Annotated in this window: 18 protein-coding genes and 1 pseudogene; 11 read left to right on the forward strand and 8 right to left on the reverse strand. The window is 43.2% G+C overall.

Annotation, left to right across the window (positions count from 1 at the left end):
- Nucleotides 1–307: 307 nt before the first annotated feature.
- From F6K38_RS21110 to F6K38_RS21125, 4 genes are all read left to right on the forward strand, one after another.
- Nucleotides 308–769 carry a DM13 domain-containing protein gene (locus F6K38_RS21110; protein ID WP_008185966.1) on the forward strand — a complete coding sequence of 154 codons (462 nt, stop codon included), beginning with the start codon at nucleotides 308–310 and terminating at the stop codon, nucleotides 767–769.
- 1,491 nt (nucleotides 770–2,260) lie between these two features.
- Nucleotides 2,261–3,181, forward strand: coding sequence for an NAD(+) kinase (locus F6K38_RS21115; protein WP_287357359.1), 921 nt, complete (start codon nucleotides 2,261–2,263; stop codon nucleotides 3,179–3,181).
- A gap of 280 nt (nucleotides 3,182–3,461) precedes the next feature.
- The gene (locus tag F6K38_RS21120; RefSeq protein WP_044493695.1) at nucleotides 3,462–4,283 is read left to right on the forward strand and encodes a DUF4231 domain-containing protein; all 822 of its coding nucleotides are present in this window, start codon (nucleotides 3,462–3,464) and stop codon (nucleotides 4,281–4,283) included.
- A gap of 94 nt (nucleotides 4,284–4,377) precedes the next feature.
- Nucleotides 4,378–4,527 carry a hypothetical protein gene (locus tag F6K38_RS21125; RefSeq protein ID WP_154659835.1) on the forward strand — a complete coding sequence of 50 codons (150 nt, stop codon included), beginning with the start codon at nucleotides 4,378–4,380 and terminating at the stop codon, nucleotides 4,525–4,527.
- Between the two features lie 79 nt (nucleotides 4,528–4,606).
- On the opposite strand, the gene F6K38_RS21130 is transcribed toward F6K38_RS21125, so the two are convergent.
- The 3 genes from F6K38_RS21130 to F6K38_RS21140 all read right to left on the reverse strand — a co-directional run bounded on the left by F6K38_RS21130 (nucleotide 4,607) and on the right by F6K38_RS21140 (nucleotide 7,447).
- Nucleotides 4,607–5,680 carry an ABC transporter ATP-binding protein gene (locus tag F6K38_RS21130; protein WP_008185960.1) on the reverse strand — a complete coding sequence of 358 codons (1,074 nt, stop codon included), beginning with the start codon at nucleotides 5,678–5,680 and terminating at the stop codon, nucleotides 4,607–4,609.
- 163 nt (nucleotides 5,681–5,843) lie between these two features.
- A complete protein-coding gene (locus F6K38_RS21135) occupies nucleotides 5,844–6,113 on the reverse strand; it encodes an Asr1405/Asl0597 family protein (protein ID WP_008185958.1) in 270 nt (89 codons plus the stop codon).
- 74 nt (nucleotides 6,114–6,187) lie between these two features.
- Nucleotides 6,188–7,447, reverse strand: a complete 1,260-nt coding sequence (locus tag F6K38_RS21140; RefSeq protein WP_287357361.1) for an RNA-guided endonuclease InsQ/TnpB family protein — start codon at nucleotides 7,445–7,447, stop codon at nucleotides 6,188–6,190.
- A 497-nt stretch (nucleotides 7,448–7,944) separates the two neighbouring features.
- Between F6K38_RS21140 and F6K38_RS21145 the strand changes: the two genes are divergently transcribed.
- The 4 genes from F6K38_RS21145 (at nucleotide 7,945) to F6K38_RS21160 (ending at nucleotide 11,793) form a co-directional block, all read left to right on the forward strand.
- A complete protein-coding gene (locus F6K38_RS21145) occupies nucleotides 7,945–8,256 on the forward strand; it encodes a hypothetical protein (protein WP_131827085.1) in 312 nt (103 codons plus the stop codon).
- A 33-nt stretch (nucleotides 8,257–8,289) separates the two neighbouring features.
- The gene (locus F6K38_RS21150; RefSeq protein WP_287251661.1) at nucleotides 8,290–8,964 is read left to right on the forward strand and encodes an NACHT domain-containing protein; all 675 of its coding nucleotides are present in this window, start codon (nucleotides 8,290–8,292) and stop codon (nucleotides 8,962–8,964) included.
- Nucleotides 8,961–10,925, forward strand: coding sequence for a HEAT repeat domain-containing protein (locus F6K38_RS21155; RefSeq protein ID WP_287357363.1), 1,965 nt, complete (start codon nucleotides 8,961–8,963; stop codon nucleotides 10,923–10,925). Before F6K38_RS21150 ends, F6K38_RS21155 begins: the two co-directional genes overlap by 4 nt.
- A 214-nt stretch (nucleotides 10,926–11,139) precedes the next feature.
- Complete coding sequence (locus F6K38_RS21160; RefSeq protein ID WP_287251660.1) at nucleotides 11,140–11,793, forward strand: metallophosphoesterase family protein; 654 nt, start codon at nucleotides 11,140–11,142, stop codon at nucleotides 11,791–11,793.
- Nucleotides 11,794–11,799: 6 nt separating this feature from the next.
- Here F6K38_RS21160 and F6K38_RS21165 read toward each other — a convergent pair whose 3' ends face one another.
- The 4 genes and pseudogenes from F6K38_RS21165 to F6K38_RS21180 form a co-directional block, all read right to left on the reverse strand.
- Entirely contained in the window at nucleotides 11,800–12,513 is a 714-nt protein-coding gene (locus tag F6K38_RS21165; protein WP_287357365.1) for a hypothetical protein, read from the reverse strand.
- 143 nt (nucleotides 12,514–12,656) lie between these two features.
- On the reverse strand, nucleotides 12,657–12,791 hold the full coding sequence (locus F6K38_RS21170; protein ID WP_267872050.1) for a hypothetical protein: 135 nt from the start codon (nucleotides 12,789–12,791) through the stop codon (nucleotides 12,657–12,659).
- 130 nt (nucleotides 12,792–12,921) lie between these two features.
- On the reverse strand, nucleotides 12,922–13,122 hold the full coding sequence (locus F6K38_RS21175; RefSeq protein ID WP_008185945.1) for a hypothetical protein: 201 nt from the start codon (nucleotides 13,120–13,122) through the stop codon (nucleotides 12,922–12,924).
- Between the two features lie 644 nt (nucleotides 13,123–13,766).
- Nucleotides 13,767–14,913: pseudogene (locus F6K38_RS21180) on the reverse strand (CobW family GTP-binding protein).
- Between the two features lie 102 nt (nucleotides 14,914–15,015).
- Between F6K38_RS21180 and cysS the strand changes: the two are divergent.
- Both cysS and F6K38_RS21190 read left to right on the forward strand, forming a co-directional pair.
- Entirely contained in the window at nucleotides 15,016–16,485 is a 1,470-nt protein-coding gene (gene cysS, locus F6K38_RS21185) for a cysteine--tRNA ligase (RefSeq protein WP_287357369.1), read from the forward strand.
- Between the two features lie 784 nt (nucleotides 16,486–17,269).
- Nucleotides 17,270–18,304 carry a methyltransferase gene (locus F6K38_RS21190; protein ID WP_287357371.1) on the forward strand — a complete coding sequence of 345 codons (1,035 nt, stop codon included), beginning with the start codon at nucleotides 17,270–17,272 and terminating at the stop codon, nucleotides 18,302–18,304.
- 528 nt (nucleotides 18,305–18,832) lie between these two features.
- Here the strand turns inward: F6K38_RS21190 and F6K38_RS21195 are convergent.
- Entirely contained in the window at nucleotides 18,833–19,708 is an 876-nt protein-coding gene (locus F6K38_RS21195; protein ID WP_287357373.1) for a sulfotransferase domain-containing protein, read from the reverse strand.
- 453 nt (nucleotides 19,709–20,161) lie between these two features.
- Here F6K38_RS21195 and F6K38_RS21200 point away from each other — a divergent pair.
- On the forward strand, nucleotides 20,162–20,591 hold a 430-nt coding region (locus F6K38_RS21200), incomplete at its 3' end, for a dihydrofolate reductase family protein (protein WP_287357375.1).

Consider the following 20,591-nt stretch of genomic DNA (forward strand, 5'->3'; position numbering starts at 1 on the left):
TAGCAATCTTTTTGTTTGTTTAGGATTTTTTTGGATGTAGTTCCAAGTGTAGCTCATGGTTTTTGAGGTTGATAAAAGTGATTAATTTTATCTTATTTTACCATAAGTTTGTTTTTTGGAGAGGTCTTATGGGTATTCAACCGGACTTGATATGAGTGGGTCAGTTTTGAGTGGTTCAGTTTTCTTGTCTAAATCTCATCTAACTTTCATTTATTAGTTAGGGCGATTTCAGGATGGTAGTTCATTATAATAATTAAGCAACTAAAACAATGATTCAATTCATTTTTTATTACTAGGAGGAAGTGTTATGAAACGTCTAATTGTTGGTGGTTTATCCGTATTGTTAATGGCAGCAGCAACTCCGGCTGTGCAAGCAGAAACAACTGTTGTTAAACACAACTCTTTAAACAATGCTCTGCTCAGTCAACGAATAGCCTCTACTATCGCCACAGGAAGCTTTATCACCGTTGATAGAGGGCATCGCACTCAAGGAAATGCCAAGATTGTCAATGAAAATGGTAAACGCTATCTAGAATTCGATCAATCCTTTAAAACTGGTAGTGGCCCCGATGTGAATGTAGTCCTGTATCGGAACAGCAGTGTACCTCGTAAAATTCAACCACGAGACTATGTAACCCTTGCCCGACTCAAGCAATTCAGTGGTGCTCAACGCTATGCTATTCCTGACGACTGGAATCTTGATGAATTTGGCTCTGTAGCAATTTGGTGTCGTCGGTTTAACATCACCTTTGGTTACGCTTCCCTATAAAAGAGGTACTTTCGTCCTGGGTTAATGGGAGTAGGGAGTCGGGAGTCGGGATGCAGTACGGTCAAAGGGAGCTAGTTGCTCATCGCTTCATCCGTTCCGTCGCAAGGTAGCCAGCTCCTGATCTTCCCCTACACCCTACACCCGGTCACCCCACACCCAGCAAGGCTTTTAAGGCTGTTTGTCACCCCGTCAGGAACAATGTAGGCTTGAACCTCCCCATCCGTCGCAGGAATGGGGTATCCTTTGCACAACCACCGTTGGTTGTTATCGACCTGGGCGTAACTTTCCCGCGCACCGTTCCCGTAGCGTGGCCTATGGCCAGGGTACCTGAGTAGGGTCAATACCCAGTTTTTTTTGAGACCCTTACTTTTTATATTAACACTATTTGAGAGGGAAAATTCATCCCCAGAGACGAAACCTGATGGTGAGGGTCGCCTTTATGGTTAAAGATGAAACGTAAGTATTCAGCCGTCAGCCGTCAGCCGTCAGCTAATCAATGGGAGGTAAGCACCGATCGCAGAATTAATTACCTACTCGCCATCTCTGTAACCCTTACATTGTAAGGCTTTGAGTTTTGTAAAATGTGTAATCAATTTTGTGTACCTGCTTAGTAAATAAGCTGGGGGGTGCTGGTACGGCTGGTTGAAAATCCCTGCTGGTTTTACTAATCCGACCCCGTGCAGTTCTCGTGCCTGATCGCTGATCGCTGATCGCTGATCGCTGAATACTTACGATGAAACCTTAGAGGTTGTCTGAGAAGTCTCATTTGCTACATCCAAGCCCCCTAAATCCCCCAATTTTGGGGGACTTTTAGAAGCAAATTGACTCTTGTTCCCCCCAAAGTTGGGGGGCTAGGGGGGCAAAATTCAGTATCAAAAAACTTTTCAGATATCCTCTTAGACAGGGGAGCCTTTCTGGTCGGCAGGTTATGAATAAAAAGGTTAAAAATTTTGTAATAAGGCTCCCCTGTCTTACGGTATAGCAGAAGTCAGAAGTCAGAAGTCAGAAGTCAGAAGTAAAACTATTGCTATACTTAGCTTTGAGACTTTTGTCATGTCCTAACTGCCCTGGCGACTGCTATAACTCCCAAGGCAGGCTATGCAAAAAAAGGTTAAAACTTATTGATTAAGGCGACCCTCTCCTTACGGTAACTTCAAGACCTAAGAGGACGGGGTATTCTTTTCCCTCTCAAACTCTCCCACTCTGATAATTACCGGGATATTGTTGGGCATAATCTTCGAGTTTCTTGACTAAGGTATCAAATTCTTCGTTTGTCATGGGTTAATCTCCTATTGACTAAGTCTGTTTGACCCAGTGTCTAGTTATAGTTAGCCCAAGTTGGTAGTCTTCTTGATCAAGAAAACGCCTTTTTGAGAATTAAATTTATTTGACAATTTAATTATTTCCCCAATTTCCCCGCAAAGATCAGGTAACGCTTAACCCAACGCTCTAGAATAACAGTGAACACTAGGGGTAAGCCAGAACAGTAACGTGCAGCTAAAGCAAGTCATTATTATTCACAAAGCTGGAGACTCCCAAGGAAAACGTTGCGCAGAAAAATGCGCTCGGGAGTTGGAAACACGCCAGTGCAAGGTTCTGATCGGACCAAGTGGCGCGAAAGATAATCCCTACCCAGTCTTTTTAGCTTCTGCCACCGAAGCCATTGATTTGGCAGTGGTTCTCGGGGGGGATGGGACAGTATTGGCAGCCGCAAGACATCTGGCTCCGGAAGGAATACCAATTTTGGCAGTAAATGTTGGAGGTCATCTGGGATTTCTGACCGAACCTATCGAAGAATTTAAAGACACTGAGCAAGTATGGAACCGACTATTAGAAGACCGCTATGCAGTTCAGCGGCGGATGATGTTAGAGGGGGCTGTGTTTGAGGGAAACCGCACTGACATTACACCAGTTAGCGGACGCTTTTTCGCACTCAATGAAATGTGTATTAAACCTGCCTCTGCCGATCGGATGATTACCTCAATTCTGGAAATGGAAATTGATGGAGAAGTAGTGGATCAATACCAAGGGGATGGACTAATTGTTGGGACTCCCACTGGTTCCACTGGCTATACTGTTTCCGCTAATGGTCCAATTTTGCACGACTCGATTGAAGCGATCGCAGTAGCACCGATTTGTCCGATGAGCCTTTCCAGTCGTCCTTTCGTGCTCCCCTCTGGCTCTGTTGTCAGTATCTGGCCCTTGGGGGATTATGAACTAAACACTAAACTCTGGATGGATGGTGTGCTCGCAACCTCTATTTGGCCTGGACAACGGGTGGACGTGCGTAGAGCAGATTGTCAGGCCAAGTTCATTATCCTACGGGAACAGTATTCCTATTACCAGACCTTAAGGACTAAGCTTCAGTGGGCTGGTACTAGAGTCACCTACAGTAACAACCACCGCAATTGAGTCAATTGCTTAGTTAATGGGGAGAGTGGGAAGTGTGGGGAGTGGGGGGAGTTTGAGGAGTTTGGGGACAAAATTTCAAAAATAAATCATAACGGAGGGTTAACGGTGGGATTTCTGAGTATTCTACCAATCAGCAATGCCCACTAGACATCTCCAAAAATTAACCTCAAACCCTTGCACTGCCTGGGTCAAAACCGAGTTTCTGGAGATGTCTACTTGCTATAATTGTGTCTAGTCAATTATGTTCATTACCATTAACTGTTTTGATATTCAGATAAAAATGACTAATTTTGAAGCAATTCCAGAAACTAAAATTCCTAAGACAATAGAGCAAATCTCGTCTTCATCAATTTCAAGACCTTCAGTTTTAATCAATATCGGTTCTTATTTATTCCTGGCTGGTGGGGTTGGGGTTGGAATGGCCTCTATTTTTATCTCACACCGTCAAATATTGCTAATCGTTAGCGCTGCTTGTGTTGCGGTTTTTCTATTTCTGTTTCTATTTAATCAACAATTGTGGCAAGACTATAAAGAAGCTAATCATCAGTCGCAACTGACCAAAAAGTCTAAACTATGTAGTGGGCTCTGGTGCGGTAATAATTCCATAGAGAATAACCCGATAACTCTAGCGATAGAAAAAGCATTAACCTATAGCCAGGAGTTAATTGACGATTATAAAAAGACCCGCAGAACCTCCCGAAATGCTTACTATGTTGCCCAAATGTTAACCATTATTTTATCGGGAATAACACCAATTTTAGTCTTGCTAGACAAATTAGAAACTGGTTCTGCATTACTAAAGTGGCTCCCAGTAATATTTCCAGCTGTTGCTTCTATTGTTGCTAGTGTGTCTACTTCCTTTCCGTTTCAAGAAAATTGGATTGCTGCCAACACTACTGTAGAATTGTTAGAGGCGGAACAGGAAAAATTTGTCTTGGGAGTTACTCCAGCTTATCGCTTTTCTGATTCACCCGATGGCGCGCGACGTCAACAACAATCACAAAAGGCCATAGAACATTATATTGTTCAGGTGAATAAGATTCATCTCAAGCAAGTGCAATCCTCTGATGGCAATCAGTCAGCGGAGAAGAATGAAGAATGAAGAATTAAGAATGTAGAATGAAGAATGTAGAATTAAGAATTAAGAATGTAGAATGTAGAATGAAGAATTAAGAATGGTGAAGGCAGAATAGTGAATGGTGAATTTAGAATGCAGAATCCAGAATGGTGAAGCTAGAAGCCAGAAGCCAGAAGCCAGAAGCCAGAAGCCAGAAGCCAGAATGGTGAATTCTAAATTCCCAATTCTAAATTCTAAATTCTCTTCAATTCTAAATTCCCAATTCTAAATTCTCTTCAATTCCCAATTCTAAATTCTAAATTCTAAATTCTAAATTCTCTTCAATTCTAAATTCTAAATTCTAAATTCTAAAATATCGGTACTGATGGGTCAGCTACAGACAGTCGCACCCGCTTCCCTACGGGTAACTGAGTGCTAAGGTTGGTGCGAGCGTGGAGTTTTGTGCCGGAAGCGGTTTGTAAACAGTAGCGGTATTCACGACCTAGGAAGTGTCGGTCTTGAATCACTACGGTGGAGTCATCATCAGCCTTGAGAAGTACATTTTCTTCCCTAAGCATCAGCTCCCCTTGCTCCAGCTGATCCAGTTTTGTATTAAGTATGGCATCATTGACTCTGATGGCAAAGGAGCCTACTTCTGTTTCCCATAGGTCTCCTCTGCGTTGGGCTGGTAAAAAGTTGGCTTGGGTGACGAATTCTGCTACAAAGCGAGAGCTGGGATTGGTATAGATTTCTTCTGGTGTCCCCAATTGCTCTAATCGACCAGAACGCATTACTCCCACTTGGTCGGATATCGACAAGGCTTCTTCTTGGTCATGGGTGACAAAAATAGCAGAGGTGCCGGTTTCTTTGAGAATAGCTCGCACTTCCTGACGCAACCGCAGACGCACTTGGACATCCAGATTGCTGAGGGGTTCATCCAATAGAATTAATTTAGGTTGCGGGGCTAAGGCACGGGCTAGGGCTACTCGCTGCTGCTGACCACCAGAGAGTTCGTGGGGATAACGTTTGCCCATGCCAGCTAATCCGACTAATGCGATCGCATCTTCCGTATTACCCTTGACACAGACACCACTCTTCTGTTTCCGATTCTGCTTAAGCCCAAACGCCACATTCTCTGCTACGGTCAGGTGAGGAAATAGAGCATAGTCTTGAAATACCATACCAGTATTGCGCTGTTCTGGTGGTAACCAATACCCTGGCCCAGTCACTTTCCGTCCTGCCAATACCACTAGTCCCGCTTGGGGTCGCTCAAACCCAGCTACAATCCGCAGTAAAGTCGTTTTGCCACAGCCAGATGGCCCCACTAATCCCAGTAAATCCCCTTCATGGAGGGTAAACGACACATTCCCCACTGCTGGCTCAGTGGTTTGATCAAAGTGTTTAGTAATCCCTTCTAAATGTAGAATTGCTGGTTTTGTCATGAATTGATAGTGAAAGTTATTTTGTTGAAGGTTGAATGTTGGCAGGTTGAATGTTGGCAGGTTGAATGTTGGCAGGTTGAGTAGACCTGACAGGATCAGTAGTTTAATCTGAGTTATGGAAAGCTGACGGCTGACCGCTGAGGGCTGAATGCTTACCTACTAGTTACAGTCTCTCCTTGCGCCTTTTGCTAGGAAGCTGCCAGCAATCATCGAGCCAGGATATTAACTCCTGGCGCGGAAGGGTTAGCTGTCTGAGGATACTCCAAATTTGAATCAAAGCCGTGACATTATCGATTTCAGCTCTCAAGGGCTGGTCAGTCTTACAGTGACAGGGAATCTCTAGCTCTTGCAAGCGCCGATAGACTTGCCATCGGTCTCCCCACTTGATCTCTATCACTTGACTGGCCTCTGATTCAGATATAGATGGATCCATAATCAATAATGAAATAGTTTTTTAGTGACATCCTCCTACACCAAATCAACGATTATGGTGTAGGCTTCCCAACCTCACGATTGGGCATTCCTAGTTTTTCTCTTACGAGATTTTGCCTCTGACCTAGATCGGGTCTCCCCAACCCCCGGCAGACCGACTGCATAGGCGTTTTCTATTCCGCAGAGTCCCTGCGTACTGACTTGTTCTAAACCACGCCACCTGATTACTTGGGCAGCTGCATGGTCTCTATCCGTTCTATATCCACAACCATTACATTGATGTACCCGCTCCGAAAGCCCCTTTTTGCCGGTATGAGTTCCACACTTGGGACAGGTTTGGGAGGTGCCATTAGGATCGACACGCCCACAGTAGACCTGGTGCTTAGATGCTACCCACTCCAAGATGTTGATAAACTGACCAAAGGCGGCGTCGAGGGTATGCTTCCTAAGCATCCCTCTACTCATTGCCAAAACATTCAAATCTTCAACGAAAACCATCCCCACTCCTTCAGTGGAACAAAGATGATTCGCCAGCTTGTAGTGGTAGTCTTTGCGGGTGTTAGCAATGTGGTTGTGGAACCTGGCCAGCTTTAGTCTCACTCGTTCTCGATTTTTAGAACCCTTGTTAGTTCTGGCGTACTTGCGTTGCAGCAATTTCAGCTGGCGGTGCAAACTAACCAGAAATCGGGGTCTACAGATCAACTCAGACTCAGATGTTGCCAGAAAGCAGCTAAGCCCGAGATCAATGCCGATGGCCTTACCATGAGGCTTAACTTCCGGTATCGAGATATCAGAAGAAATAGCAATAACTGCTTCCCATCTATCAGCCTTTCTCAACACCCTTACCTGTTTAACCACAAACCCATCAGGGATAGGTCGATGCAGGTTGATCGGCACTTTCCCCAGCTTGGGAAGTTTGATTTGCCAACCCGTAATTGGGTTGGATTTGAACTGAGGAAAAAGTAGGGACTTGAGTTGCCCATACTTCTTGAAACGAGGAAAGCCAAAGCCTCTTGTTTTAAAAAAGTCCCAAGCATTATGCAACCGACGAAGAGTAGTTTGAAGTACTTGCGAAGGGGCTTGTTTCAGGCGGGGAAATACTTCCTTAGCTTTAGGGAGGGCGTTTTGCTGATCATAATAATTAGGAAAAGGAATATCAGCTGGAATGATGTATTCCGACTGCAAAGAGCAACAATTAACACGACATTTGCGCGAATTTATCCAGTCTTTGATTTCTCCCAATCCTTGGTTGTAAAGCAGGCGAGAAACCTCCAACCATTCGAGCAATTGTTGCTCTTGAATGGCGGATGGATAGATTCGGTAACAGTAGTTCATTGTTAGACTCATACCACTTTTAGGGGTATTGAAACCCAGAAAACTACCCTGGGAGGTTCATGTATCCCCCAGACCCCCCGCTAGTTAAAAGCTGGAAGCAAGCTGCCTTGGTTAAGGGAAGATTTGAGCAGCCAGGGATTAGTTATTGCTAATGCTCATAGACTAGTTTAGTCTATTTAGGTTTCAAATGCAAAGCTTTCTCAACTAATTTACAAAAAAAATATTATTAGGACTTACGAAGTTTACTGGGTTTTGCCCCCCTGCCCCCCAATTTTGGGGGGTAATGATGTCAAAGTCCCCCAGAATTGGGGGATTTAGGGGGCAATTGCCTAAGTCTTGATTATTTCAACAGTTGCCAGTGGGAGAATAGCACTGGAACACCGGGAGATGGCGTGATCAGGAGATGGAAATATCTAGGGCAAGGGGTGTAAGCACTTATAGATAATTTTGTCAACTATAATTGCAACTACAATCCAGCAATAGATGTAGGGTGGGCAGTGCAGCAGACCAATCAGATCAGCTCCCCATCCCATCCCAAAGCACTGCCCACCAACTGCCTGGAAATAGAAACTGGCAAGATGCCAGTTCTACCAAGATGCCCATTCCACTGGGTGAGCATAGCAGTAGAGCGGGCATCCTGCCCGCCCCAACATATATTGAAACTGGCAAGATGCCAGTTCCACTACAATCGAGCAATAGATGTAGGGTGGGCAGTGCAGCAGACCAATCAGATCAGCTCCCCATCCCATCCCAAAGCACTGCCCACCAACTGCCCGCCCACTATAATGAATGACAAGGGTGCCAGATAATTCAACCTTCATAATTCATACAAGATCCTTAAGATGATCAATTGGGATCCCTATCTAGCATCAATCCGTAACACCTACGCCAAATGGTGGCAAGTTTATACCCTCACCGATGTCCAAGGCCGCAAGCCCAAGCCGCAGCAACAGACCCCTAGACTGTTTAACTTTAACCTGATGGTCCAAACCATCAAGTCGGAGCAGCCACAACCAGACGAAAATCGGGAAGAAATTGAGCGCTTACCTGTCCTAGAAGGATTGCTCAAGTATGCTACTGACCATGTTTTACTAGTGGGTCGTCCGGGTTCCGGCAAATCCACTGCGTTATTGCGATTGTTGGGGGATGATGGGATACCAGGGAAAATTCCGGTGCTGGTGGAACTGCGATATTACCAGACATCCGTGTTGGAGTTAGTACGGAATTTTCTGAAACGCCATGGTGTACTGCTGGACTCCACGGAGATCGAAAGACTATTGTTTGATGGAAAATTCTGGTTACTGATCGATGGGGTAAACGAGCTACCCTCAGAAGCAGCACGTGTCGATTTGACTCAGTTTCGGAGGGATTACCAGAAGCCTACTCCCATGATTTTCACCACTAGGGATTTAGGAGTTGGTGGTAACTTAGGGATTGAAAAGAAGTTGGAAATGCAACCCTTCCGCTGTTCCCATCAATTCTATGTTAAAAACTCAACTATAAATGCTATAAAATGAATATAATAAATACAGCAGAATCTTTATTACAACAATTACCAAGTATCAGCGATCAGGAGTTACAACAAAACTATCTGAATTATTTTAAATGGACAGAACCTCTGGTGCTGATGCTGCAATTGGTAGATGATCAAGCCCAAGCCCAGCGGGTTGTCAAGTTAGGATTAGCAGTGGATTGGAAACTGGGAGCCAGGTTAGCCGGAGCAGTAAAACCGGAGTTTCAGGAGCAGACTGTTGGGTTGGTGGCTGGGTTAAAGGTTCCGACTTTACTTAAGCTTCAGTTGTTGGGAATAACTGGATCAGACAAAGCGATACCTGAGCTAAGTAAATTCCTGACTCATAACAACTTTGCTGTGCGTAGGAGTGTGGCAGAAGCTCTCGAAAAAATTGGGACAGAAGCCACCATAGACCCGTTAAGTAAATGCCTGGATGATCCCGAATCAAATGTGCGTAGGAGGGCGACATATGCTCTGGCTGAAATTGGCACAGAAGCCACGATTGCTCCCTTAAGTAAATGCCTGGATGATGAGGACTCACTTATACGTACGAGGGCGGCAGAAGCTCTAATTGAAATGCGGTCACCAGCAACTATCGATGTTTTGATTAAACTCCTTAAATATAAAGACCTTTATGAAAGGTGGAAGGTACCCTATACTTTAGCTCAAATCGGAGGTCAATCAGCTACTAAGGCGTTGATTAAACTGTTGGAAGATCAAGACCAGAATGTTCGCCGTTATGCGGCTGATGCTCTGGGAAAAATTGATTCAGAAACCGCTGTTGATGGTCTCCTTAGCTGTCTAGATGATCAAAGCGTTATGGTAAGGAGAAGTGCAGTGACAGCCTTGAGTAAAATCCAGTCACCAGCAGCTATTGATGGGCTACTTAAATTCCTGGAAGATGAAGACTATGATGTCTATTCTACTGCAGCAGATGCGGTGATGAAAATTTCGTCACTAGCTCCTAGAGATGGTATGAGTAGACTCCTCAATTATGAAGATTCCTATGTGCGCATAAATGCTGCAAAAGCTCTGGTTAACTTCCAATCACCAGAATCCCTAGAATCATCAGTAGTTATTGATCCTCTGATTAAACTCTTGAAATATGAAAAGCGTCATGTAAGGTATATTGCGAAACCAGCTCTGGTAGAAATTGGTTCATTAGATGCTATTAATGAACTGATTAAACTCCTAGACGATGAAGACGCTGATTTACGTATTTGGGCAACAGAGGCTTTGGGAAAAATTGGCTCAGAAGCGGCTAGTGATGGGTTAATTAAATGTCTGGAAGATGACGACTATTTAGTGCGTCGTGAGGCCGCAACTGCTTTGGGTGATATTGGCTCAGAAGCAGCGATTGATGGATTAATTAAATGTCTGGAAGATGACCACTCAGATGTGCGTTGGATGGCAGCAGAGGCTTTGGGTAAACTTAAGTCAGCAGCGGCGATTGACGGGTTAATTACATGCTTGGAAGATGAGGAGGATTTGGTGTGTCGTAAGGCAGCAGAGGCTTTGGGTAATATTGGAGCAACGTCTGCGATTGATGGGCTAATTAAACTCCTGGAATATGACGACTATTCTGTGCAGAAAAGGGCAGCAGATGCGTTGGTTAAGATTGGTTCACAATCCGCCACTAATAAGTTGATAAAACTCCTGGATAATGATAAGGATTATAGGCTAGAAATAACGGTAGAAGTTCTCGGAGAAATTGGTTCAGAAGCCGCTATTGATGGGCTAATTAAATGCCTAGAACATGGTGATTATTGGGTACCTAAAAAGGCAGCAGAAGCTCTGGAAAAAATTGGCACAGAAGCTACTATTTCTAAACTGATTAATCGCCTCAACAACGAAGAATTTGTACAAACTAATGATGGCATAAGTTGTGATCAAAGCATGAACGCTCTTAACGCCATTCAAGAGCGCTGCCAATTCTACAACCCAATCTATAATCCCAAACCCTGAATAATACCAGACTGCACAACAGTTTCTCCACAACCTCCGCCAAGACTTCCCCCTAGACTGGAAGCAAATTGTTCTAGTTCCTGGTAACCATGACCTCAATTGGGAACTAGAGGAGGCTTAGGATTTATGCGATGCTCTTTCAGAGCCGCTACGCGATCGCATAAAATACCACGGTGAACTCACAGAGGGTCACTACATCAAAGTTACTGAAGAGGTGATTCGAGTCCGAGATGACGCTAAATACCAACAACGGTTTGCCCACTTCAGCCAATTCTATCAAGCTATCAAAACTAAACCCTATCCCCTCGACTATGACCAGCAAGCCATTATCGACCATTTCCCAGACCAAAACTTGCTGATCCTAGGACTAAACTCCGCTTGGGAACTGGATCACCACTTTAGAGCTCGTGCTAGCATCCACTCCGGTGCTCTAAGCAAGGCTCTGGCCGAAATTCGCCGTAACCCAGACTACGGCAACTGCCTGAAACTAGCGGTTTGGCACCATCCCCTCAATAGTGCTGGAAGCGATCGCATTACCGACCAAGGATTCATGGAACAACTCGCCAAAGCTGGATTCCGCTTCTTCCTCCACGGACACATCCACAAAGCCGAAACCAGCCTTTTCCGTTACGACCTCAGTCCAACTGGGCGCAAACTCGACCAAATTGGTGCTGGCACCTTTGGGGCACCTACCAAAGAACTCATACCCGGTTATCCTTGGCAATATAATCTACTGAAAATTAAGGATAATCAGCTCACTGTCTACACTCGCCGTCGGGAAGAAGAAAATGGTGCTTGGAAACCTGATTCACGGTGGACTCAGGGTCCAGGAAAAGGTGGTTTGGATTATTATTCCATTGAGTTGTAGGGAGTTTTATTCAGGTTTAGCTAATTCAGCTAGATAATCCTTAACTAACACTTCGATTAGCATTGGATCTAAATTGCTATGGTGAAATTTGATAGCTAAAGGCACCGTTAGTCTTTGCTGATTATTGTCGTAGGTTCGCTTTCCAAAGTAGAAAAAACTCTGGGTATTTCCACGACCTGTCTGGATAGAAAAACTTAGAAAATCTAAGCCAGGAAGATTACCAACAAATTGACCCAGTTGGTAAGCATAGGAGCTCTCATTATTATTGAACCATATAGGATTAGCAAAAATACTGTCTTTGGTATTTCTGTATACTTCTGAAAATTCCAGCCATCCTAATTTTGTGGCATTATTGATGATCATTGGTAAAAATCGAGCTTCCCCTCCCACAGCAGTGGGACAAAATAATGGTGGATTATTAATTTGATACCATTTCTGGTTAATAAATCTCCACCAAAAAGGAGGATGTTCTTTCAGGGCTTTAAGTAATTTCCAGATTAAGAAACACGTAAAGGTTGAATAGTCATTATTGAAATTATCCTTATAATTAGTTTCGGCATCGGTTAAGTCTAATCTTAAGGTAATATCTAAATAAGGATTTACTATCTTTGTTTCGTCTATAAAAAGGTCTAGTGCCCAGCCGACATAACTATTTTTGTATTGCTCAGTATCTAAGGGTATAGCGTCGTATTTGTCTAAATAGTAATTTAAATCGTCCATGATTTAAGTATTAGTTAAGGCTAATAGTATTTTAGCTAAGCATTCAGCCGTCAGCCGTCAGCTGTCAGCCGTCAGCTTATTGTATTCAAAAGCACCGATTGCGCGTAGCTGTTCGCGTAGCGTGTGCGTAGCACATAAGCTAATCACTGATAGCTGATAGCTGATAGCTGATAGCTGATAGCTGATAGCTGATAGCTGATAGCTGATAGCTGATAACTGATAGCTGACCGCTGACCGCTGATAGCTTCCAAAAAAATAGCCGTAGAAATACTATCCACGGCTATTTCAACTCCACAATAAGTCAGTTGAAATTGTGATATCACTAAGTTCCCAAATCTAACCCGATGTGATGATTTGATTGGCCAAAGGTCACGCAAGGGGGGGAAATCCCCCCAGAAATTTAAAGTGTTATGGCAACAGCCAATACTTGGTTATGGTAGTCATCACTTCCCCGGGAACATCAGTTGGTTCCAGAGGGGTCCATTCAGCAATCGACCCATAGCCTAGGGAATATAGCATCTGCATACTATAAATGACGGCTTCACGAGAACCTTTCAGGACGTGCTTAGCGGGTTGTTTTTTGAAATTTTGGGAAAATTTTTTGGACATCACTAAAAAACTGAACTCATTGTGAGTATAGTGATTATTGGAATGATTATAAAAATAATTGTCAAGGGTTTTAGAAAATTTTTTTTGGAGAGTTTTAGGGGTAATTAATAATTAATAATTAAGAATGTAGAATTAAGAATGTAGAATTAAGAATGTAGAATTAAGAATTGAGAATTAAGAATGTAGAATTAAGAATTGAGAATTAAGAATTGAGAATTGAGAATTAAGAATTGAGAATTAAGAATTGAGAATTGAGAATTGAGAATTGAGAATTGAGAATTGAGAATTGAGAATTGAGAATTGAGAATTGAGAATTAAGAATTGAGAATTAAGAATTCAGAATTAAGAATGTATAATTTAGGACGTTGCTGAATTGAAGTATGAATGCGCAATCATCTGATTGTGGTCAAGACCCCTAAATTCCCATCTTTAAAAAAGCTAAGCATCCGCTAATTCCCCCCAAGCGAGCAATCCCTCGCTTGGGGGGCTAGGGGGGCGGGGGACCCAAGAAAGTCTTGTTCCCCCCAAGCGAGCAATCCCTCGCTTGGGGGGCTAGGGGGGCTCAATCATACCCATAATCAGCAACGCCGAATTTAGGATTCTGCATTCTTAATTCTTCATTCTACATTCTTAATTCTTCATTCTTAATTCAACAATTGCTTACCAAATCCCCTGCTGTGTATTGGTAGACTCTGAAGAGATACACTGGTTTAATTGTTCACGTAATGTATCATGATCTAAATCTTGACCAATCAGCACTAATTGATTTTTTGGTTCACCTTTCCACTCATCATCTTCAATAGAGAAACGCTTACCACTGAGGTGGAAGATGTGACGCTGAGGACTTTGATCAAACCAGAGAATTCCCTTAGCGCGGAACACATTAGAGGATAACTTATTGTCTAGGAAATCCTGAAACTTCCGAAGCCCTAGGGGCTTGTCACTCTCGAAAGAAAGGGAAGTGAATCCGTCAATTTCTAGGTGATCGGAGTGATAGTGATGAGCGTGATCATGGTCATGATGGTGATGATGGTCATGATCATGGTGGTGATGATCATGGTCATGATGGTGATGATGGTCATGATCATGGTGGTGATGGTCATGATCATGATCTGATGTTTTGCTGTCGAAATACTTATCAGACTCAAAGAGACCAACACTGAGAATTAAAGGAATTGGCACTTGGGCTTTAGTAGTTCTCAAAATCCTGGCATCAGTTTTCATATCTCTGATCCGGGTTTCCAAGTGGTCTACATTGGCTTCATCTACCAAGTCAGTCTTGTTGAGGACAATAATATCCCCATAAGCAATCTGACTACTTGCTGCTTCACTATTAAATAGATCGAGACTAAAGTTTTCTGAATCTACCATAGTGACAATAGAATCAAGACGAGTCATATCTCGCAATTCTGTGCCCAAAAAGGTTAGCGCCACTGGTAAGGGGTCAGCTAATCCGGTGGTTTCCACCACTAAATAATCCAGCTTTTCTGGATGCTCCAATACTTTGTAAACTGCTTCAATTAAATCATCATTAATGGTGCAGCAGATACAGCCATTATTCAGGGCGACCATATTATCATCAGTACTGATAATCAGCTCATTATCAATACCAATTTCACCAAACTCATTAACAAGGACCGCTGTTTTGACGCCTTCTTGATTACTTAAGATATGGTTGAGGAGGGTGGTTTTGCCGCTACCCAGGAAACCGGTAATAATGGTAACGGGTAAGCCTTGTTTTGGGGCTTCCATCCCTTGACCAGATGGAGAATCAGTCGGTAAGGTTTGCATAAGGCAACTTGTGAAAACAGTTCAGAATCAAGATACACCAAGATATCGTATTTTATTACTATAGCTATAGCCCACTGCTGGTGATTTTACCTTTTCTTTGTCATGACCCTACACCTTTACAATACCTTAACCCGCCGCAAGGAATCCTTTGAGCCATTGGAAACTGGTAAGGTCCGGATGTACTGCTGCGGCATTACGGTGTATGACTTGTGCCACTTGGGTCATGCTAGAACCTGTATTGTCTGGGATACCGCTCGTCGCTACTTACAATGGCGGGGCTATGATGTGAATTATGTCCAAAATTTTACAGATATTGATGATAAAATCCTGAACCGAGCCCGAAGGGAAGGCACCTCTATGGAGGCAGTGTCTGAACGCTTCATTGATGCCTATTTTGAAGATATGGCAAGGCTGAATGTCCAAGAGGCTGATGCTTACCCCCGCGCTACTCATACCTTAGATGGAATCAAGCGACTGGTGTATGAGTTGGAACAAAAGGGCTATGCTTACCAAGCCGATGGGGATGTGTACTATTCAGTGCGTCGGTTTGAGGAGTATGGCAAACTCTCTGGCCGCAAGTTAGAGGATTTGCAAGCAGGAGCCAGTGGACGGGTGGATGTAGCCGACTCCGTTGGGCCTAAGAAGAAAGACCCCTTTGATTTTGCGGTTTGGAAAAGCGCTAAGCCAGAGGAACCCTCTTGGGAATCCCCTTGGGGACCTGGTCGTCCAGGTTGGCATATTGAATGCTCGGCCATGGTGCGAGATATGCTGGGGGAAACGATTGATATTCATACTGGTGGCTCTGACTTGGTTTTCCCCCACCACGAGAATGAAATTGCTCAATCGGAAGCTGTAACTGGTAAAAGCCTAGCCCGTTATTGGTTACACAATGGCATGGTTAAGGTGGATGGAGAGAAAATGTCTAAGTCTCTAGGCAACTTTACTACTATCCGAGACTTACTCGACCGTCCGGTTGACCCGATGGCAGTGCGGCTATTTGTGTTAATGGCGCAATACCGTAAGCCAGTAGATTTTACGGATGATGCGATCGCATCTGCTACCAATGGCTGGCAAACTCTCAAAGAGGGCTTGCTGTTTGGCCATAACTATGGTATACAATTAGGATGGCAAGACCAATCAGCCACACCATCAAACCCCTTGCAGGTAGAAGAAACTATAGCGCAACAGTTTCAAGAAGCCGTAGATGACGACTTCAACTTTGCAGGAGGCTTAGCGGTATTGTTTGAAGTGGCCAAAGGGTTACGCCGGGAAGGCAATATCCTCGTACATCAGGGTAAAACCGAGACTCCTGCTTCAGAATTAGAGCAGCAATGGCGTAGTCTCGTGGAATTAGCTCAGGTATTAGGGTTAGAAGCACAACCGGAAGAAGAAACGGAAGTTTCTACGGATGGATTGAGTGATGGGGAAATTGAAGCACTGATTCAGCAGCGGGCTGAAGCACGGAAAACCAAGAACTTTGAATTAAGCGATCGCATTCGCGATGACTTGCAAGCTCAAGGGATTACGTTGATTGACCAGGGTGGTGGCGTTACCACATGGCATCGCAATTAAGGCTGAATTGTGAAGACTGCAGCTGAATTGTGAAGGTTTCGGCTGAATTGTGAAGATGGCAGGCTGGATTGTGAAGGTCTTCCAGAATGTAGAATTAAGAATGTAGAATGGTGAATACACTACAATTGCGATGGGACTTTCTACCAGCTGAGCCACGACATAGCTTCGGGTTGACTCACACTTACTTCCCCAGTGGTTTCCCTGAGATAACGGACAGCTTTCGGGTTCGACTACCACCCAGCGGTGGTTTAATTTCCATGGTTCTAAAATATAGCACTACGCATTAAAGTTAGGACATTGATAAAAGCAGCAAAAGGTGCGACCCGTGGCGAATTAAATTCTTAATGGGTCAAGCGCACCTAAGCTGTTGTAGTAAACTGTTGGCTATTGCCTTTTTAAGGGGGGTTAGGGGGGATTCCTATTGCCTTGCGCGTAGCGCTATATTACTCATCTTTCCCCTTTTGTCAACCCCAGCACCTGAATGCTTACATTGGAGACAGGGTAAACGCATCTTGTTGGGTAAGCGGGGATACTTCTCAATAAACCGGCCTTCTTGTGCTTATTGACAATGGCTTTTCCACATATAGTGTTTATTGAATTTCAAAAACACTATACATAGGATTTAAAAAATTAGATGGGTTGATCCTGACATTGGAGATGTCTAATGATTTACAATCATAACCGCAACAAAGACCAGTTGGAGCTTTCCGAGTTGCTCGATCAATTGGTTGATTAGTGCGATCGCTACTCTGTGCAGGGACATCACTTTTGGGAGGACAATATCATGTCAATCTCAGATAAAAATCAGGAACTAGAAATATTAACTTGTGATGATAAACTACTTTGGGATACATGGTTGTCAATGTTCCACTTTCCCACACTTACCGTCGCTGACGAACTAGGGCTTTTCTCTCTATTAGATCAAGCACCTGCAACCGCTCAAGAGGTAGCAAGAAACTTGTCTTTGGGGTCTCGTGCTACCGAAGGGCTTTTGGGAGTAATGGCATCACTAGGTTATCTTGTGCAGCTCAATGGAAAATTTCACCTTACCCAGGTATCACAAACTTTTTTACTCCCTCATAGTCCTTATTACTGGGGCGGCATACTACATTTCATACGAGAAAATCCTCTATCCCATTCCTCTCTCCTAGAAGCTTTTCGTAATGATAAGGCTAGCATTTACAACAACAAGGATGTTTGGGAAACCCATGAACTAGAAGAAGAAAAAGCTAAAGCTTTTACCAGGCATATGCACAGTCAAACCGTTTCTCCTGCGATTGGTGCTGCAAGTAAAGGTGACTTTTCTAATGTAAAACATCTTCTTGATGTAGGAGGGGGTTCTGGTGCTTTTTGTTTTGCCTTAGCTCAGCGTTACCCTCAAATTCACTGCACTATTTTAGAATTACAAACAATATGCAAGATAGCAAAAGAATACATAGCAGAATCTGGATTATCTGACCGAGTAGATACATGTGTGGGGGATTTTTTCAAAGACCCTTTTCCTGCTGGCTACGATGCAGTTTTATTCAGTAATATTTTTCACGACTGGGGATGGGAAAAATGTTTATACTTAGCCAAGCAAAGTTTTGAAGCCTTACCCCATGGAGGTCGAATTTATTTACATGAAATACTACTAGCAGATACTAAAGACAGTCCCCTAATTGCTACTTCATTTTCCCTGTGCCTATTTTGGGTTACTGAGGGTAAGCAATTTAGTGCAGCGGAGCTTGAGCAACTTTTGCAAGAAGCTGGGTTTGAAGAAATATTAATAGTTCAAACTTACGGTTATTACTCACTTGTTAGCGCTAGAAAACCATAAATTCCGACAACCTCCAAGGTCGCGCCCAAAGCAGCATGTATCTTTTAGGTGCAACCCGTGGCGAATTAAATTTGCTCAAGGTGCGCGCCTCCTAGGGCGAGTCAGCGGTCAGCCGTGAGCTTGTAGGGTGGGCAAAAACCGTTTAGTTCTTTTCAGAATTCTAGATAATAGAACTTTGTCCACCCTACTTTATGATAGCACCTCAAGTAGCGTGCGCGTAGCCCTTCAGCTGAATGCTTACTAACAATCTAACTTTCCACATCCCGTGAAAAGTCAGATTGTTAGTAGACATTCCACTCTTGTATAATTTTTTCTCTTTCTGAAGTCTTGATTCATTAGACCTCTTGCAAAAGTATTTTTCTGATAGTGTTTACCTCAATTCTTGTCCACTGTTCCCAGATCCGCTGTTCCCTGTTCCCGACAACTGCCGCGAAGTCTATTGTCTTGATGGAAAGCGCAAGTGGGGGAAACCCCCTGTTCCCTTGCTGCATCCCTTTTTGGAAGCTCGAACCATTATAGCGCTACGGGCTAATAGGTCAATTCAAAGTCAAATTCCAGACCAAATTGTGCCATTCTTGATTGGTATAGAGCATCAAAAATACTAGTCTCTTCTGAAGAAAAGTGGTTTTTCCAATCTCCTACAATTCCTTTGCGCATATGTTTGGGGATACCTTCTCGCTGAGGCACCCAATCCAGATTAGCTTTGGGATTGATTGCCATTGCCGAAAATTCACTACCAGCAACCACAGCATCGAGTAAATCGGAGGTTAAGGGAATATCTATAAAGCTAGCAACATCGGTAACGACTTGAGCTAAATCCTTTTTCATGTCTTCGTACTTGACAAACATGACATTATCTGAATCTTGGCTTGCTTTCCACCATTCCCAAACGTGATCGAATATTGAGCCATAGGCCACCTTGCCTTCACGATATAGCGTAATAAATTCGCTCCAACTCCCCTCGTATCCCATTTTGCTCAATGCATGATAATAATAGGAAACAGCATTATCCTTAGGATTGCGAGCCACATAAATATACTTTGCTTTAGTTTCGCCAAACATTGGCATCAAAGACAACGGTAAATGAGTGTGAAAGTAACGGCGATCGCTAGGAGTTTTAATCAGATTCTCTAAACCTCCATAACGAGTTGCTGCACCTTCTAACCAAGGAACTGCTTCACTCAATACTTTGTCCCCTTGCTCTCCATTGTGAGCAAGCAAGTGAACAATCTGCTCCATCCATGTCGTACCAGATTTAGGATAGGCGACAACAAAGGTATCCCGATCCCCGACTCTAAAGTCCTTAAGGGCATCCATTTCCTTCTGGGTAATGAAAGCTGGAAAGACAATTAGACCTTCTGGATTCTTACCGTCTTTTACCAGTGCTTGCTTATAGTCTGCCATGGATTACAGGCTCTTCCGTACTTGTTATGCTAAATAAACAGTATTTCACAGCGGATCACCGGAACAGCGGATCACCGGAACAGTCGTCAGAGGCCGTATTCAGAAAATTTTGTTAGTTGAATATCCTAATTTTACCTGTAAAGAAAGCTTTCTGAGTTTTTTAACTGGAAATTTAGCATAAAATGTACTGAAGACGCCGCATTTCTCACAAATTTAGCGATCGCAAACCCTGAAAGCGTTATTAAATCTGGGCTTGACCCTGATCAAAATGAATAGAAAAAACAATACACTGTTTAAACCCTTACCTGTTTAGGTTGGATTTGACTGGATAAGGGCTACAGCTACTAAAACTATCTTTGTGAGAAATCCGGGAGCTACTTTTGCCGTATCTGGTTAGAACCTGCAATATTTATAGTTATCAGGATTAATTTTGACAATTACGGATAAAATCTAATGACCAATTATGTCTATATAGCAACAAGCTTAGATGGATTTATCGCTACAAGTGATGGCGGATTAGATTGGCTAGAAGAAATACCTAACCCCGAACAAAGTGATTATGGATATGCTAAGTTTATGAAAAGCATAGATGCCATAGTGATGGGAAGAAAAACCTTTGATAAAGTTTTAACTTTTGGTCAATGGGTTTATCCAAAACCCGTTTTTGTATTAAGTAATAGCTTAACAAAGCTTCCAGAAAAAGTTTTTGGTAAAGCAGAAATTCTTCGTGGAGATATAAAAAAAATAATTAATCATTTGAATCAAAAGGGATATACAAATCTTTACATAGATGGAGGTAGAGTAATCCAAAGTTTTCTTCAAGAAGACCTTGTTGATGAAATGATTATTACTCGCGTTCCAATTCTTTTGGGAAAAGGCGTTC

This window comes from Moorena sp. SIO3B2 (assembly GCF_010692525.1).
Classification (GTDB): domain Bacteria; phylum Cyanobacteriota; class Cyanobacteriia; order Cyanobacteriales; family Coleofasciculaceae; genus Moorena; species Moorena producens.